The organism is Leptospiraceae bacterium (genome assembly GCA_024233835.1).
Lineage (GTDB): Bacteria > Spirochaetota > Leptospiria > Leptospirales > Leptospiraceae > JACKPC01.
This window is the reverse complement of sequence record JACKPC010000006.1, coordinates 1-16,800: the sequence shown is the minus strand read 5'-3', so window position 1 is coordinate 16,800 and position 16,800 is coordinate 1. Positions and strand designations below refer to the sequence as shown.

The 16,800-nt window shown below is 34.8% G+C and carries 9 protein-coding genes; 6 read left to right on the top strand and 3 right to left on the bottom strand.

Annotated elements, in window-relative coordinates; all coding sequences use genetic code 11:
- Positions 1–8: 8 nt before the first annotated feature.
- Complete coding sequence (locus H7A25_22570) at positions 9–2,288, top strand: HEAT repeat domain-containing protein (protein ID MCP5502700.1); 2,280 nt, start codon at positions 9–11, stop codon at positions 2,286–2,288.
- Between the two features lie 108 nt (positions 2,289–2,396).
- A complete protein-coding gene (locus H7A25_22565; GenBank protein ID MCP5502699.1) occupies positions 2,397–3,326 on the top strand; it encodes a hypothetical protein in 930 nt (309 codons plus the stop codon).
- Between the two features lie 59 nt (positions 3,327–3,385).
- Here H7A25_22565 and H7A25_22560 read toward each other — a convergent pair whose 3' ends face one another.
- A complete protein-coding gene (locus tag H7A25_22560) occupies positions 3,386–4,063 on the bottom strand; it encodes a YdcF family protein (GenBank protein ID MCP5502698.1) in 678 nt (225 codons plus the stop codon).
- 235 nt (positions 4,064–4,298) lie between these two features.
- Between H7A25_22560 and H7A25_22555 the strand changes: the two genes are divergently transcribed.
- The 3 genes from H7A25_22555 to H7A25_22545 are packed head-to-tail and all read left to right on the top strand — an operon-like array spanning position 4,299 to position 8,842.
- The gene (locus H7A25_22555; GenBank protein MCP5502697.1) at positions 4,299–6,527 is read left to right on the top strand and encodes a sulfatase; all 2,229 of its coding nucleotides are present in this window, start codon (positions 4,299–4,301) and stop codon (positions 6,525–6,527) included.
- Positions 6,524–7,705 (top strand): CoA transferase, encoded by a 1,182-nt coding sequence (locus tag H7A25_22550; GenBank protein ID MCP5502696.1) that lies wholly within the window; start codon positions 6,524–6,526, stop codon positions 7,703–7,705. The genes H7A25_22555 and H7A25_22550 overlap by 4 nt, the downstream gene beginning before the upstream one ends.
- Complete coding sequence (locus H7A25_22545) at positions 7,706–8,842, top strand: FAD-dependent oxidoreductase (protein ID MCP5502695.1); 1,137 nt, start codon at positions 7,706–7,708, stop codon at positions 8,840–8,842. It begins immediately after the preceding gene.
- 35 nt (positions 8,843–8,877) lie between these two features.
- Here the strand turns inward: H7A25_22545 and H7A25_22540 are convergent, their stop codons facing one another.
- Positions 8,878–10,788, bottom strand: coding sequence for a hypothetical protein (locus H7A25_22540; protein ID MCP5502694.1), 1,911 nt, complete (start codon positions 10,786–10,788; stop codon positions 8,878–8,880).
- 181 nt (positions 10,789–10,969) lie between these two features.
- Here H7A25_22540 and trxA point away from each other — a divergent pair, with 181 nt between their 5' ends.
- Positions 10,970–11,329 (top strand): thioredoxin, encoded by a 360-nt coding sequence (gene trxA / locus H7A25_22535; protein MCP5502693.1) that lies wholly within the window; start codon positions 10,970–10,972, stop codon positions 11,327–11,329.
- 27 nt (positions 11,330–11,356) lie between these two features.
- Here the strand turns inward: trxA and H7A25_22530 are convergent.
- Positions 11,357–16,800: hypothetical protein (locus tag H7A25_22530; GenBank protein ID MCP5502692.1), on the bottom strand; the 5,444-nt coding region annotated here is incomplete at its 5' end.

Sequence of the window (16,800 nt, the reverse complement as noted above, 5' to 3'; positions counted from 1 at the left end):
GTTGTTCTATGGATAAGGTCAGGTTCAGAGGCTTAACATTTTCAGTAATCGGATTCATTCTTTTTTTATTGTTTACGCAAAAGGTAAGTGCCAGGGGAGTGAAATGCTCCGAAGCAATTCAGAAGAAAATTCAAACAACATTTTCTCTTTCGGAAAAACAATCTTTGAAAGCCTGTTATCAGGCAGAATTAACCGGTAAAGCACCCAAAGAAGCGATTTACTATATAGAATCGAAAGAGGGAACGGGTGTTCGAAACATAGAAATTGCCGTTTTTACCCTATTAACCAAACAGCCTGAACTTCTGATTCGAAGGCAAACCCATTCTGAGTCTTTTTCTCCGGGTTATTTGCAAATTCAGGATCTGGACAGGGATGGAAAAGATGAAATTCTTGTAATAGGTGATACAGAAGGTGTCTCCAATAGAAACCTGATGATATTTGAATGGGCGAATGGGCAGTTAAATGATAGAGTTTATGGAGAAGACTGTGGGATTTCTTATTTTTTCCTGGATACAAATGGAGATAAAAAGAGTGAAGTCGTTGCTCTTACCGGAAAGGATATATTTTATTTAAAAAAAGATATATCCGGGTTTTACATAAAAAGTGAATACCAAATTACTTATGTTGAACTATTTAAAAAGATTCTTATAAACTCTCAATTTCGCAGACCCTCTTATGATGCTCCATTTTTTGAAAAAGAATTTAAGAAAGTAAAGCCTGTCTATGATCCGGCTATTGAAAAAAGGTTAATGAAATACTATTCGGTTTTCTCCTCTATGAGAGATAAAATGGCTATCTTACGATTACTGGCATATTTTTCCGGTACCGGGGGAATAGAGTTTTTGGAGAAAAAGTTTGAATCTGAAAAACAGGCGGAATTACGGGGAGAGGCTATTTTATCTCTTTTGCGGATAGATTCTCAAAAGTATAAGAATCGTGTACAGAAGGTATTTGAAGATGAATTAGAACATTCTAGTTCCTCAGTCCTTATATCAATGGCTTTGAATACATTTTCTGAATTAGGAATACAGGAACCCATACATAAAGTAAGAACAGGTTTATTGAAGCATTATTCTACCCGGCAGAAAAAAGATCTGCTGAGTACAGGTTTAAAATATGTAAGAGATATTTTTATAGATGAATTACTGCAACTTGTTTTAAAGGAAAATGAAGCAGATTTAAAAAGAACGGCAGCCCTTAACCTGGAATTTATTACTATCAAACCACTTCCTGCTTCAATCGGATATATTAAAGAAGCCTTAAAATCTAAAGATGATTTGGTATTAGGATCAGTATCTTTACTTGCCAGTCGTAGTTCAGACAAAAGTCTCATACCTTTTCTTTTATCTGCCTATAAAGCAAGCAGTTCTCCTTCCAGCAAAAGAAAAATTCTCATTGCACTTAGAAAACTTTCTGCCTTTGAATATTCAAAAGAGTATCTGTCCTTTTTAAAAACAGAAAAAGATAGAAAACTTAGAAAATCCTTACACAGAATGATAGCTAACAGTCGGAGTAAATCTGTATGGAAAGGCTTATCTGAAGTTATGTACTCCTCAGAATTAAGTTATTATATTCCCTTTATTTTAAAAAATAAAACGGAAGCTCTTAGTAAGAAGATAATCTTTTATATTGAAAAAAGAAAAAGTATAGATTTGAAGAAAAAAGCACTGAGTTTATTAGCTATTTTTCCATTTCCTAAAATACAGGTATATTTAAAAGGCTTCATAGAAAAAGAAAGAGATGATTCCTTACGTTCCCTTGCAATTGAAGCTCTTGGAGAGTTTAAAGATGTAAAGAACGAATCATTTTTCTATAAGGTTCTTTCCGAATCTCCTGCCTCCCAGACAGAGGGAAAGGCTCTGATAGCACTGGCTATTTTAAATACAAAAAGCTCTGTAGATTATCTTTCCAAACGGATTCGTGAAAGAAATAATAAGCAGGTAATTGAAGCTCTTACATTCAATTCATCCGAAAGAGGAATTGGAATTATTAAGGAACAACTTAATTACCAGGAAAGTAGATTAAAAAATTTAGGAGAATGCATGGAATGTGAATACGAGGTGTATATACTTTCTAAAGCACTCTTTAAGCTAAATTCCAGAGAAGGTTTAAAATATATTGAGAAACAGTTAAAGCTAAATAATAATCCGGAAGAGTTAATTCGTTTTCTGGGTAAATCTAAAAAGCGTGAATCTTTAAATTTGTTAAAGCAGTTTGAAAACCATCCTTCCAGGTCTATCCGATTGGAGGTTATGACTGCTATTCAAACTATAGAGAAATCATCTTGATGGCGTAAAATAAGGTATAAAAATTATGTTTGCCATCATAACTTCGATAATTAGTATAGAAACCAATTTGTTTAAAAAGGATAAGGTCAGATGTTCTTGAAAAAATTTATGAATCAAAAGGTTTTCGTTTTAAGTAGTGTTTTTGTTCTTTCTATTTTAATTGCTTGTAAGTATGCTATTAATATTGATCTCAGCCTTCAGAAGATGATTACACTGGCAAAAAGCAATAAAGATGTAATGGTTTATGATTCCGGAGTTCAGATTAAATTTCAAATGGCCTCAACCAAAAAGTGTGAGAGTGAAAAAGAGAATTTGGCGGCTATCTTAACCAGGTATTATAAGGAAGTAAGGGAATCTAAATGTGCTACTGAAGGTACCGGAGTTTTTCTTGTAACAGAAGCCTTAATCAGTATAAAAAAACAGGGTACCGTATTAAAAGATAAGGATAAATCGATGGTAGGAATTGATATTGATTCTTCCTCCGATAAAGCTGATGTATACCTGACTATGGATAAGGTTATGTTTGAATCCTTATATATGGATATTAAGAAGAAATATATGCAGAAAACTCAACTTGCTAATATTGATCTTAGTATAAGACTTGTAAATGATACAAAACAAAATATCAATTTTAAAGTTTTTAACTCGTTTGTGAATAAGACTCCTTATCCGGCTTTTGGTACTTTTTCTGCTAAACCGGATGATACTTTTGAAATCGTCATTTCTGATGTATTAAAGCAATATATTAATGATACCGGTTTTAGAAGAATTATGATTATAGACCTTCCTTCCGGTGAGCTTTCTCCTCAAAAAGATGAAGTTAAAAAGGAAGAATCTGGTAATACAGGAGATGAAACCGGTTCCAAAAAAGTGGAAGAGAAAGAAACGAAAAAAGAAGAACTTCCACCGGCAATCGAAGATAAAAAGGATGAGCCTAAGAAAGAGGAACCTAAGAAAGAGGAACCTAAGAAAGAGGAGTCAAAAAATAAGAAGGAAAAAGACAATTATAGTGATGACGATGGTATTATCATAAACTAATGTTCTTTTTTCTAAAATATAAAATAGCGGCATCTGTTATTGCCGCTATTTTGTAGATTTTAAAAGTAACCCATTGCCCGATATACAAAATATCCCACATGCTCTTTTAACATAATGGATGTGGTTTCAAGGGTACGGGTTGTAGGTACAAAAGCATCCCAGAAAAATTCATTTGTGAGTTCCCGATAGTCGCAGGGGAAGGGAATAATATCCAGGCCATATTTTTGAAAAAGAGCCAGAGAACGTTTCATATGGAAAGCAGATGTGACTAGAATGATTTTGTTTTTCTTTTGTTTTCGCAATAGATTGCTGGTATGAAGAGCATTCTCTCTTGTATTTCTTGAAAGATTTTCAATAATGATATGTTCTTTAGCTACTCCTAAAGATATAAGCATTTTTTTAGCCAGTTCTGCTTCCGGATTTTTTTGAAAGAATAAAACCCCTGAGCCCCCGGTGAGTATTATCTCTTTTGCTTTACCTTCACGATAAAGTTCTACAGCATAAACAAGTCTATCTGCACCTTCCCCTAATTCAATAATATCCTGATGTTTTACAAGGTTGTTAATCATCCCACCAAGAATGACTATTGCATCGGCTTTTTCTACTTCTGAAACTTTTTTCGGAGGAAAAGGCCTCTCTAAAGATGCAGTTAAGGCCTGGGAAACAGTAAAAGAAGAGGCAAACCAGAGCAACAATGGAGGAATCAGGGAGAGAAGTTTATTTTTCCATCCTGTCATTTGGAATGCAATAAAAATTCCGAGAAAAATACAGAGGGAAAGGGGGAATAAAAACACTGAAAGTACTTTTGAAAAAAAGAAGAACATGAGGGCGAACTCCTATCTTTTTGTAATTGACCTGCATAAGAGTCATTATAAGATAATTTTGCAAGCATTTTTCAGTTTTACTAAAATAAAAGAGTGTTAGTAAACTTATGATTGAAATGTTATTATTTTATCGATGGATTTTTCCTTCATGTTAGAAAAGAAACTGCGTAATTTCACCCTTTTTATCTATCTCTTCATATTTCCTATAAATTTATTTTCCCATAACTCTTTCTTTAATCTTTTATATTACCATCCTTTCGTGGATTTAAACTATGTTCCGGAAAGACCCTTTCTTTCAGATAAAAGCGGGAAAAAAACCTGCAATACTTATATAAGTAAGACATATACTTGTAAAGCTATGTTTATAAACCTTTCATCAAGATCTGCGGGTGTAGATAATTCTGTGAAGGTGTTGCATTTGAAGAAGGGAGAAAAAATATCTTTCCATATCGCTTCTGCTTTGAATCATTATTTGAGTCTGGAGTTTTTGCAGGGAGAATATTATGATCTTTTTAAAACTCATTATTCAGATTCATCGATTAAGCTTTTATTAAATTCAAAACCTATTATATTAGATAAAGCTCTTGTATCTAAAAATAAAAATAATTATCTTGAGATAGAAGCAAGAGAAAAAGATGTTTTTATATCCCATTTATTACTTATTCCTAATGAATCAAAAAAAAATCTTCCCGACATTATATTTATTGTTGTTGATTCTTTACGTGCTGATGTATTGGGAAGCTATGGAAGTCAATATGGGATTAGTCCGGGAATAGATAGTTTTGCTAAAACTTCCTATGTATTTATGAAAAATTTAGTGAATGCTTCCTGGACAAGACCATCTACATTGATTTTCTTTACAGGTAAGTATGCTTCAAAAAGCTATATTAATTTTTGGGATTATCCTGTATTTCCTTCCGAGAAGGAAGCTTTTTATCAGTCTGAGATTTTTCCTTTACCTGCTTTTCTTGGCAGTCTGGGTTATAATTCTGTGATGATAGGAACCAATCCTTTTTTAACTGATCATCGATATCTCGGTATAGATACAGGTTTTGAAAAAGTATTAGAGTTTTCTCTTACAACAGCAGATGATACAAAAGAAATATCAAAATATGTTCGCCTGTACTTAGAAAAGAGAAAAAAAGAAAAGAAAAAAAAACCTTATGATATAAGTCCCGAATTTTTATTTATTAATTATAATACTCCACATCGTCCTTTAGAGCCTCCTCTTGAATTTTTATCTCGTGTTCCTATGGAAAACGGAATGCATCCGAAAAAACATTTGTATCTGGGAGAGGTTGCCTATGTAGATGATGAAATTAAAGAACTTTTTAATTTTCTAAAGCGTGAGAAAATCTATGATTCTTCTATTATACTTTTAAGTTCAGACCATGGCGAAGTAATGAATCCTTCGCATAAAGTTTCTCGCTTTAATGGAGTATATACACTCTTCGGGCACGGACAGGGACTATATGAGGAAGATATACATACTCCTTTTATATTAAAAATCCCGGAGCAGAAGAAGGGAGAAAAAATTCAGGCAGTAAGTAGATCTATTGATATTATGCCAACAATTTTGGATTTATTGGAAGAAAAAAGTATCCATTCTATGGATGGGAAATCTATGTTGTCCCTGGTAAGAAAAGAAGAAAAAGAAGAAAGGTTATACTATGGAGAAAGTCGGGGTGTGAAAGGGATACGCTTCGGAGGATTTAAACTTCAGAAGAAAACATTTGAATTTCATAGAACAGGTTTTTCCTGGGACGGAAAGGTCGAAGCAGAACCGTATTATTTATTCGATTTAAATAAAGATCCAGATGAGAATACCCCTATACATGATAAAAAAAAGGAAGAAGAGCTGTTAAATAAATTAGAATCATTTAAAAGAAAGAATTCGGTTTATAGTTTTAGATTTCATAATCCGGAAAAAGATGTAAAAGAGATTGAAATAAGTATAAAAGTAAAAGCAGGAATTATTCATCCGCTTATGAAAGATGATCCAAATACTCTACAACCTGAAAATTATTCAAATGTACTAAAAAAACAGGTAGTTTTGCAGAAAGGAAAAAATGAAGAGTTTCATTTTTCTGTTTATCCGGAAGGTTCTGAACCACTTATTTCAATAAAAGTGGACGGAAAAGAGATTCGGCAGGGTGAATACGGAGTAGGTCAGAGGGATATTTATCCGGGGAACTGTTCTTTGGAAAATTATAAATGCTATCCTATATTTTTAATTTATAATTCAGTACCTGAAATTCCAAGGAAGTTTCGAGTTCAATTCTGGAAGAAATCCGGTGATTTTGTGATCCGTACTGAAAAAGCTATTTTAGAAAAAGATTCGATGGATATACTAAAAAAACAAGGATATATACAATGAAAGATGCACCTCTAAAGGGTATAAAAGTAGTTGATTTAAGTTTGTTATTACCGGGTCCCTTATGCAGTATGTATTTGGGAGATATGGGAGCAGAGGTGATAAAGATCGAAAATCCACGAGCTTTTGATGGAACAAGAGTGATGTTTACCGGTAAAGAAGGGACACCTTATTTATATTTAATGCTAAATCGAAATAAGAAGGCTATTAGCTTGAATTTAAAAAAGAAAGAAGGAATAGATCTCTTATGCAAAATATTAGAGGATGCTGATGTATTATTAGAAGGTTTCCGACCGGGAGCACTTGCGGGTATGGGTCTTCCTTATGAAGAGCTACAAAAGAAATTTCCGCGTCTAATTTATTGTGCTATTTCCGGTTATGGAGATTCCGGGCCTTATAGAGATTTTGCAGGGCATGATGCAAATTATTTGGCTTTATCCGGGCTATTGGATTTAACAGGCGAAAAAGACGGAGCTCCTTCTTTATTGGGTTTTCAACTTGCAGATATTGGAGGAGGTAGTCTGATTGCGCTTTCTTCGATACTTGCAGCTCTATACTATAGAGAGAAAACAGGAAGAGGACAGAAGATTGATGTGTCTATGATGGAGGCAAGCTTACAATATCAATCATTGTATTTAGGGATATATTTATCAACAGGGAAAGTTCCAGAGAGAGGAGCTGAATTACTAAATGGTAAATTACCAAATTACTCGATTTATCCTGTAAAATCCGGTCGTTATGTAGTGCTGGCTGCACTTGAGGAAAGATTCTTTCGTGTATTTTTGCGACAGGCCGGTATGGAAGAGGAATTTAAAAAATGGGAATTGATTGAGGAGAATTTTGAAAAAATGAAAGATAGATTACTTTCCTATTTTGCCGGAAAAACCCTGGAAGAACTTGAACCTATTTTTATGCATTCCGATTGTTGTTTAAGTCCAATAAAAAATTTACAGGAGGTCTTAAAAGATAAACACCTTATTGAAAGAGATATGTTTTTCAAAATGAAGCATCCTAAATATGGTGAATTGAAGCAACTTTCTTCTCCATTTCGTTTTTCTGAAACTCCCTGTTCTTATCATACAATTCCTCCGGAACATGGAGAGCATAACGAAAAAGTATATATGAGTATCGGTTTAAGTAATGAGGAAATTCAAGATTATAAAAATAAAAGGATTATATAGGTGAAAAAGAAAATAATAATATTAGGAGGAGGATATGCAGGAATTTCAGCTGCTATTGTTCTTTCCCGATATAAACAATTTGAAGTACTTTTAATTGATCAATCTGAATATTTTATAGATAAAATTAGACTTCAAACAACACTGTATTCTTTTGAGGGTTTGAACAGTATAAGGAAGCCTTTTCATTATATAGCTCAACAATATGGGTTTCAGTATACTCAAGCCTGCTCAGACTTAAAACAGGAAAGTATTTTGAAAGCCATTGATTTTAAAGTATTAGAGACGGATAAGGGAGAACAAGAATTTGATTATCTTGTTATTTGTACGGGGGCAAAGGCTTCCACAAATAATATGGAATCTAATTCATTTTACGATCTGGAAAGATTATTACAGACCGAACTTAGTTCCGAGTTAAGATTTCATATTTCAAGAAAAAAAAATCCGGTATTAAAGCTTGCTTTTATTGGAGGGGGAGCTACAAGTTTACAATTACTCTTTGATGTTTATCGATACCTTAGAAGAGTATATGATAATTATGAGATGTATCTATATGATATGGGTCAATCCTTATTACCTTATTTACCTCCAGAATTTCATTCTTATATAGAAAGAAAACTACGAAATTATAGAATTTCTTACTATCCGGCACATCGCTTTTTATCATATAATGGAACAGAAATTCAGGTAAGAAATATGAGTGATGATAAAGTAGCTTCGTTAAACCCTGATATGCTATTTTATTTCCCGGGTGTAAAAGCCAATCCAGGTAAAACATATTGTACAAAAGAAGGAATGTTATATTCTCCTGAAAAATTACCTATATCCTACATTTATTCTGCCGGTGATTGTTCAGAATATGAAGGGAGGGGTTTGAATGCCTTAAGTGCGCAGGCAGCAGTAAGAAAAGGTCGCTTGATTGCAAAAAATATAGTGAATCATTCAAGTAAAAGAAATCTTGATGAATATAAACATCAAGAGTTAGGTTACTTTATCAGTCTGGGTAAAGGGGATGCCATAGGTTGGTTATTGAACCGAGATAATCTTGTAAAAGGACATACTGCATTTCTTATGAAAGAAACTATAGAATTACAGTTTTCCTTATTTTTATCAGGACTGGATTCCTATTTGGAATTGTGAGTTTTATCTATTTTTTGAGTTGAAACCCTTACCGCTTACTCTTCCGGTTCGGGTATCATAATGGATGAGTGAACTTCTCCCAGAGTATTTAATGTAATTTTTAACATTCTGTTATTCTTGAAATTTATATATATATATTCTTTTCTATCAATAATAGATTCATTTTTCAAAATGACTTTGCTTTTAAGTCTATTATTTTCATCATAAGAATATAACTTTTTATAGATACTTGACTCACCCGGACCCAGAAGGATTTCAGAACTAAGCTTATTGTTAGGATCATACGAGTAATTTAAACCAATAAGACCGTATTTATCTGTTTTTTCTTTATACTTACTATCCAGGTAACGGAGTTGAACAATTTGGTTACGTTCATTATATTTTCTTTGTATAATGCTGATGCGATTCTGAAGTAGTTGTTCCGGAGAAGAATAGAATCTTGTCTCTACCTCCTTTTTATTTTGATTGTAGATATGTTCAATTCTATAAAGTCTATAAGCTTGTTTCTGTATAGGAGGAAAATATGTGCTACTATTTAGATTACCATTTTTATCGTAGATGTAGCGTACTGAATGGCTCCCGGGTAATGATTTATGTTGTCCGCGAAAATCAAAATATTCTGCAAGAATTAGATGGTTAGAGAGATCATAATCATATTTAAGAACTGCAATACCGTTTTCTACAAGGCTTCCTTCTTTATTTAAAAATCGTACAAGACTCACACGGTTTTTCTCATCATAAAAAATTTCTTTTTTCGCATATCCGTAACAGAGAATATGTGAAGTTGGAGAAATTGAGTCTTGTATTAGAAAGTTATCCTCTTTATCCAGAACAATATTTGCATAGGCGATGCCAGCTTCCACAGGATTGCCTATGTCATCTAAAAATTCTTTTGAACTGATTAATTTGCCATGATGTGTATAGTTTATAATGGCATAAGGCGAACGAAGTAAAACACCTTCTGTGTGGTAACGTCTCTCCTGCAATATATTTCCTAAGGAATCATAGGTATACTCGTAGCGAAATACCTTCTCAGAGTTTTTTACTTCCTGACCCTTTTTGTTCCTGTATTCAACAGATGATACAAGACCCTGAGAATTATATTTGTAAGTATAGTAAGCGATTCCTTCATAGTTGTTTGTTAATTTCTTATGTTTATTATAATATTTACCTTTTGTAAGGTTGCCTTTCCTGTCATAATAGAATCTATAAATTGCGATGCTACCGGTACCCGAAATAAGTTTTCGATCCTTATCATAATAAGCTTCGAGGATCATATTGCCAAATTTATCATAGCGATTCTCTATAATAGTTTTTTTTTGTGAGTCGGGTTTTAAATGTCCCTTAGAATCATATTTACTTTCTCTGATTTGGTTACCATATTCATCATATTTATACGCATAAAGGTGAACCCCGTATTCATCAGGAATCGCAGTTCCTTCCGGGCTATAGTGAGAAATGGAAAGAAGATTTCCAGCTTTATTATAAGCATACTGAATTTTTCCTATTTTTATGGGAGCAGGCTTTAAATAATTATCTAAATAGGATTCTTCTACCAGGTTTCCGAATGAATCATAAACTCTTTTTTGGATCATACTATTGAAGGGTTGCAAAACATAAAAATTTCCATTCTCCATAGTTCCAAATCCGCTTCTTGAAATTACATGCCAGGCTTTGCTAAATAATTCTACCAGGTACTGATTATCGGCTTTGGTTAAGATGATTGTATGAATACCAGAAAACTCAGCTTTATCATATCTTTTACCATTTTTCAAAAATAACTTCTTCTTAAATATGTTCTTTCTTTTTTCCTTATTTGAAAAAATGAAAAAGGTTCTTCCTATATCATCCAGATAGGTTTCTGAAGGATATCTTGCTTTAGAAAACAATGGGATATGGGAAAAAAGTAAAAAGAGAAAAGTATATAAGCTAATACTAAATATCAAAATGTTTCCTGAACACATATTATTTTGTAATAATTAGTCTTATAAATAAAAATCAAGATTATTTTTAAGAATCTACAATTTCATTGTTTTTTATTTTAAGTACAAAAAATGTTTTTCTATAGACATTTTAGAAGGAAAGTAAAATACTGTTTAAAAATCAAAATAGTGAGGAATTGATACAATGGCTCTTGAGCATTTAAATTTAGATACATTTAAAGAAAAAGTTTTTGATTATGAACAATCTAAGGACTGGGATTATAAAGGTGATAAACCCTGTATAATTGATTTTTATGCAGATTGGTGTGGTCCCTGTAAAATGGTTGCTCCTATTTTAGAAGAGTTAGCTGGTGAATACGCCGATAAAGTAATCATTTATAAAATAAATACAGAAGATCAACAAGAACTAGCCGGTATGTTTGGTATACAGAGTATACCTTCTATACTATTTGTTCCTGTTGGAGAAAAACCCCAAATGGCAGTTGGAGCCCTTCCAAAAGCCTCTTTTAAAAAAGCAATTAAAGATATTTTTAATGTAGATTAATATATTAAAAAACTTATCTCTCTTCATTTAAATGCTTTCATCATCAGTTGAAAGCATTTTCCTTCTTCTTCGTAAATACAATAAAACTCCCAACAAGATTATACAAAAGCTCAGGAACGAAATTAAAGTTTTAAACGTACCCGGACTTAGATTCAGGTATGCTAACAAAGAACTGCTGCTTAACTTTTTTATAACTGCTACGGGTCCGGTATTTTGCTGTCTGTGTACTTTTACCGGATTTCCATCGAAGCCAATACTTACGTAAATGAAATAGGTACTGCCACTTTTTAAAGAGATAGAAGAAAAAATTTCCTGGTTAGTGGAAACACCAAATCCATCGCCACCTATCTGAGTAAAATCATTTTCTGAACTCGGATCGGCAATATTGGTTCTCCAAACTTCTGCTCCTGTACTATGGTTATCAAAACCTACATAGAGATAGTCTCCATTAGTTTGTAATAAACTAATATATTTATTATTTGTATCTCCAAAGTTTGTTTTGCCTGTGCCGGCATTTTCAGCGATTAGACTCCAATCATCCGGATCACAATCATTGGATGAACCACTGATTGTAGGATCACATTTCCAGAGTTGTGGAATCTCCTGTCCGGCAGGGCAGGCCTGATCATCGTTACAACTAGAATTGGTACAGGACCAGTTCCATCTACTGGTCTGACAGGCATTGCGAATAAAATAGTATTTACCATTGAATTCAGCAAAAGAAGGTATTGGACGATCGGCAGGGATTAGATCGGCTAACTTAGTAAGGACTATAGAAAAATACTGTTTAAATTTTAGTGAACTGGGAGTTATATCTGTCCAATCAGGACAGTTATCAGCATTGATACAGGCTCCCGGGTTTGAAGTATTGGTCCGAATAATTCCTCCTGTTTGCTCACAACGACCCGGATCATAAGAAGTATTTAAGCCACAGCGTTTACTGCTGTTAGAGATAGAACCTGAATTAGCCATATATAATCTGTCATTAAAACTGGAAATAGTTCCTCCAACTTTATCGGCCATATTAGGTGCGGATGAAGACTGTCTTCCGAAACCTGTCATGAACTTAATCTTCATCATCAAATTATTAGTGCCATGTATAGATTCCGCGGTAAGATCATTTAATTTTACAAAATAAGGTCTATATAGTCTATCGCCGGGAGACATCCAGTAAACTTTATTCTGAAATACGAATATGGATTCGGTTCCTTTATTTCCCCCGATTCCATCACTATCAAAGGATCTGGAGGCATCTATATAAGTAAAGTTTAAACCAGTATCTTCATCGGAAGTTTGATACATGTAGTCATTATTTCCATCTGATTTTCCGCCGGTGATAAATAAATACTCCTGTCCTGAAATTATTCCTGAAACAAAAAGTCCTCTACCGTCATTGTTATCAGGGCCACAACCGGTCGCCAGATTCGCATTGTTACTTGTGCAGCCGGTATGACCAATAGAAACGTAAGGTGGTACAGCAGTACCTCCATCACGGATACTGGCTGTATTGGAGGAGGTGGATGAACCATTGGTATCTTTATCCAGTTCGAAAGTTAAAGACTGAGGGTTACTTCCATCAGCATTAAACCTACTGGCTCCATTACCATTCTTATTCGGACCTATATAAACTTTATTTGCATAAGAACTTAAATATCCAAAGTCAGTTCCATCTCCAAAGGGGTCAGAGATAATTGGGCCATCTCCAAAGTTCATGGGTATTGTGCCGCAGCCGGTAAAGGTAGTTCTATCTTTAGGACTTATCTGTATGTCTTCTGTACTCGCTAAGTCACGAATAGATCCCCAGGAGGAATTATCAAAACCATCACCATCTATATTATTCGCCACTACTACTGAGTATATTCCACCTGTCTGGTTTAGTTCATGAATCAAACAGACTTTTGTTGAATCAGCCGCGAGTCCACCACAGACGGTTCCGTTTAAAATAGTTGCAGAAGTAATTTCTCCTAAAGAACTGGCACCAAATAATTTGTAACGTTTGGAGCATTCTGAAATCGAAGAACATTCGGCAGAATTTGTTGCATCTATGCCTGACATCACCGATTTTGAAAAAGAAAGAACAATTGAACTGGTGGAATTGCAGGTGGCTGAAGAAACTTTGATGGTTTCATTTCCTATAAAGTCGGAGTTGTTAGGGCAACTCAGAGCGGTCGATTGTAGGTCATGAACTGAAGTTTTATTTACAATTACAATATAGCTTCTTCCACCTGTCTGAGTATTAGATAGAGTAATATCATAAGTAGTTCCGGAACCGCTGATAGATACTATATCAAAGTCTGTTGTTTGAGTCGAGGAAGAAAAATTCGTCCCTGCACTACAGGTTCCGGATGCAGGTGAGCTGACAATCTTATAATTAGCTACAGTTGTCGCTTCTGAAGCATTCATTACTTCTGAAAAAGTTACACGAACTGTTGTAGGATTTATTGATGTCGCATTTACCAGGGTCGGAATCGTTGTATCGGGTGTATAGAAGGAGCCGCTTATAGGTGAGACAGAAATTAAATTGGTAGAAGTATTGGCTGAACTAGTTGTATCGCTGATTCCATTTACAATGGTGATGTAGTCTCCTACTGCGATAGAACTACCTGAACCCGTAAAATTTATAGTCAAAGTATCTCCACTTGCATTCCAGTTGGCTGAGTTTATATTTCCCCAGGAATGAGAATTCGATAAGGATAAGAAATTGGCAATCGTTGAATTATCAATTACAGGTTGATTCGTAGATTCTGAAAAGGTAATAATTAGAGTATCATCAGAGTCAACACTTGGGTCAGAGGATGTGTTATCTGATGCTACCGCAGAAAGAATTACAGGAGGAGCCTTATCTTCCGTTATGGAACTGAGATTTGAAATCGTTTGTAGTTCTATACCGTTTCCCATCCACTTGCCAGCAGAAAGGGTGAAGGCTATGGGTTTTACGGAAGTTCCTATTACGCTCGAATCATCAGTGAATATAGTTACAATGTTATCATTGGCTGTTCCGGGATCATTATTGGGTGAAGATATGCTTCCTGTTCCTCCACTTGCTGTATCAACTTTAAGCATTCCTATACCATTTAAAGTAAAGCGATTGGCATCGGAGTCCGCAAAGGAGTAATCACTCATATTGATAGAAAATGTAAGCTTAATTTGATCAATTTTTCCATTGTGATTGGTATCAAATTCCTGTATATTGGTAAGTATGGGACCGGATATAATATTTAAGGGTACTGCTATATTATAACCTGAATTATTTGCAGCATCAAAAAGATCCAGTCCGGCTGCAAGAGTGTCAAGGTTATGATCAGCAACTGAGAAAGTTGTATTAGCCAAAAAGCTAACTGTTTTATCTGTTGCACAGGAATCAGATCCTATATCGCTTAGAGAGTTAGCACCTGTTGAATTTGTATCGGTATAAATTACATCTAATATAGTGAGTTCTCCACCTGCACCACAGGAAGGCGTATTCGGGTTTCCCCAAACGGCTTCTGAAAAAGTTACCTGTAATATATTCGAGAATGTATTACCACCGGCAGCTACAATTACAGGAGAAGCCTTATCTGATTCAACTAAGGACGCTGTGTAGACAGGGCTCAGGGTTCCGTTTGATAAGCTGGAAAGTCCGGTATTTATAGAGCTTGTTAGGTCAGGTTTGGATCCTGTATCAAAGCTGCCACTTTCGGAAAAGGAAAGATATAGAACAGAATCGTTAAGAACATCTGTTTCTGTGGGACAGCTGGTGGATAAGTCAGTACCATGATGTAGAGCCACATTTGTGTATCCTGAAATTTGCCACTCACTCGTGCTGTTACCTAATGAATTAGATATATACCCGGGAAAGCTTGAATCATTAACTGAAGTAGAAAACTTTAATTTGTAGTGGTCGATTTGACCATTATGGTTACAGTCCATGGTTTCTGCGGAAACAAGATAGTATTCATCATCAATGATAGTAAAGGTATGAGTAGTTTGAGTTCCGAGATTTGCATTTACAGCTGAACTTAAAGATAAAAGGATAGTTTCATTCCCTTCATATTCTAAGTCTGCAATGATTGGAATATTCACTGATTGTACTGTGCTACCTGCCGGGAAATTTATTGTTAAAGGAGAAGCGATAGAGGTATAATCCGTATTTTCTGTAGCAGTACCTCCGGAGTCTGTAACGACAACAGTAATCACTTTTTCTGAAGCTGAGGATAATTGAAGGTTTATAGATCTTGTTGTAGCTGATTCATCGATAGAGTTCGAAGCAGCAAGATTAAAACTTACAGTTGGCGGATTATCATTATCTAAAATGGTATAAGTGTAACTTGAATTGGAACCTAATGAAAGATTATTTGGATTAGATAAAGTAATTTGCACAGTTTCGTCTACTTCATCCAGAGCATCATCCTGTATTGAGAGGCTTATAGTCTTGCTGGTTTCTCCTGGGTTAAAAGTAAGTGTTCCACTATTTAAAGTGAAATCAGTGCCGTTACCACTGGCTGTTCCTCCTGTTACTGAGTAATTTATGCTTCCTGTGAGACCGGAAGCGGAGGATAAGGTTACTTCTATGGTAATTGGACTGAGAGATTCCAGGCCGGAAGAAGTGGATAGGCTAAATTCAACAGTAGCCGGATCATTATCATTGATCGTATAAGTGTAGACTGCATTTGTTCCGATACTTGTATTTATCGGATTACTCAATGTGATGATGATAGTTTCGTTTAACTCTGTGATTGTGTCATCTACTAAAGTCAGTGAAATATTCTGTGTACTTATTCCCGGATTGAAAGTCAGAGTTCCATTTGATAAAGTGTAATCAGTTCCTGAACCTGTGGCGGTTCCTGTGATACTATAATCGACAGTAATAGTTTTTGCACTTGCATTTCCACTGAGCGAAATCGGAATGTTGACAGATGTGGAGGATTCTGTCCCTGAAGCGTTTGTTGAATCAAAAGCAATTGTGGGAGCATCGTCGTCATCGTTGATTGTATAGGTATAAGAAGTATTTGTTCCGAGACTTGCATTGGAAGGAGATGAAAGGGTGATTATAATCGTCTCATCCTCTTCATCCAAACTGTCATTGTTAATATTGAGAGTAATATTTTTAGTAGTCTCGCCTGCATTGAAAGTCAGAGTTCCATTTGATAAAGTGTAATCAGTTCCTGAACCGCTTGCGCTTCCTGCTGTTACAGAGTAGTTTACAGTCACGCTTGCCGACTGAGGGCCCGTTAAGGAAACGGGAATATTCACAGAAGTGTTCGCTTCAGAGCCGGAAGCTGAAGTAGAGTCAAAGGCAAGCTGTGGTATATCATTGTCATTGATCGTATAAGTAAAAGCTGTATTAGCACCCAGACTTGCATTATTTGGATTGGATAAGGTAATCTCGATAGTTTCATCCAGCTCAGAGAGAGTATCGTTGGTAATAGCAAGGACAATGTTTTTAGTCGTTTCACCTGCACTGAAAGTCAGAGTTCCATTTGATAAAGTGT

Bases quoted from the DNA above. Each gene is read 5' to 3' on its own strand.
- H7A25_22570 (MCP5502700.1), top strand. From the start codon at position 9: ATGGATAAGGTCAGGTTCAGAGGCTTAACATTTTCAGTAATCGGATTC.
- H7A25_22565 (MCP5502699.1), top strand. From the start codon at position 2,397: ATGAATCAAAAGGTTTTCGTTTTAAGTAGTGTTTTTGTTCTTTCTATT.
- H7A25_22560 (MCP5502698.1), bottom strand. From the start codon at position 4,063: ATGACAGGATGGAAAAATAAACTTCTCTCCCTGATTCCTCCATTGTTG.
- H7A25_22555 (MCP5502697.1), top strand. From the start codon at position 4,299: ATGTTAGAAAAGAAACTGCGTAATTTCACCCTTTTTATCTATCTCTTC.
- H7A25_22550 (MCP5502696.1), top strand. From the start codon at position 6,524: ATGAAAGATGCACCTCTAAAGGGTATAAAAGTAGTTGATTTAAGTTTG.
- trxA (MCP5502693.1), top strand. From the start codon at position 10,970: ATGGCTCTTGAGCATTTAAATTTAGATACATTTAAAGAAAAAGTTTTT.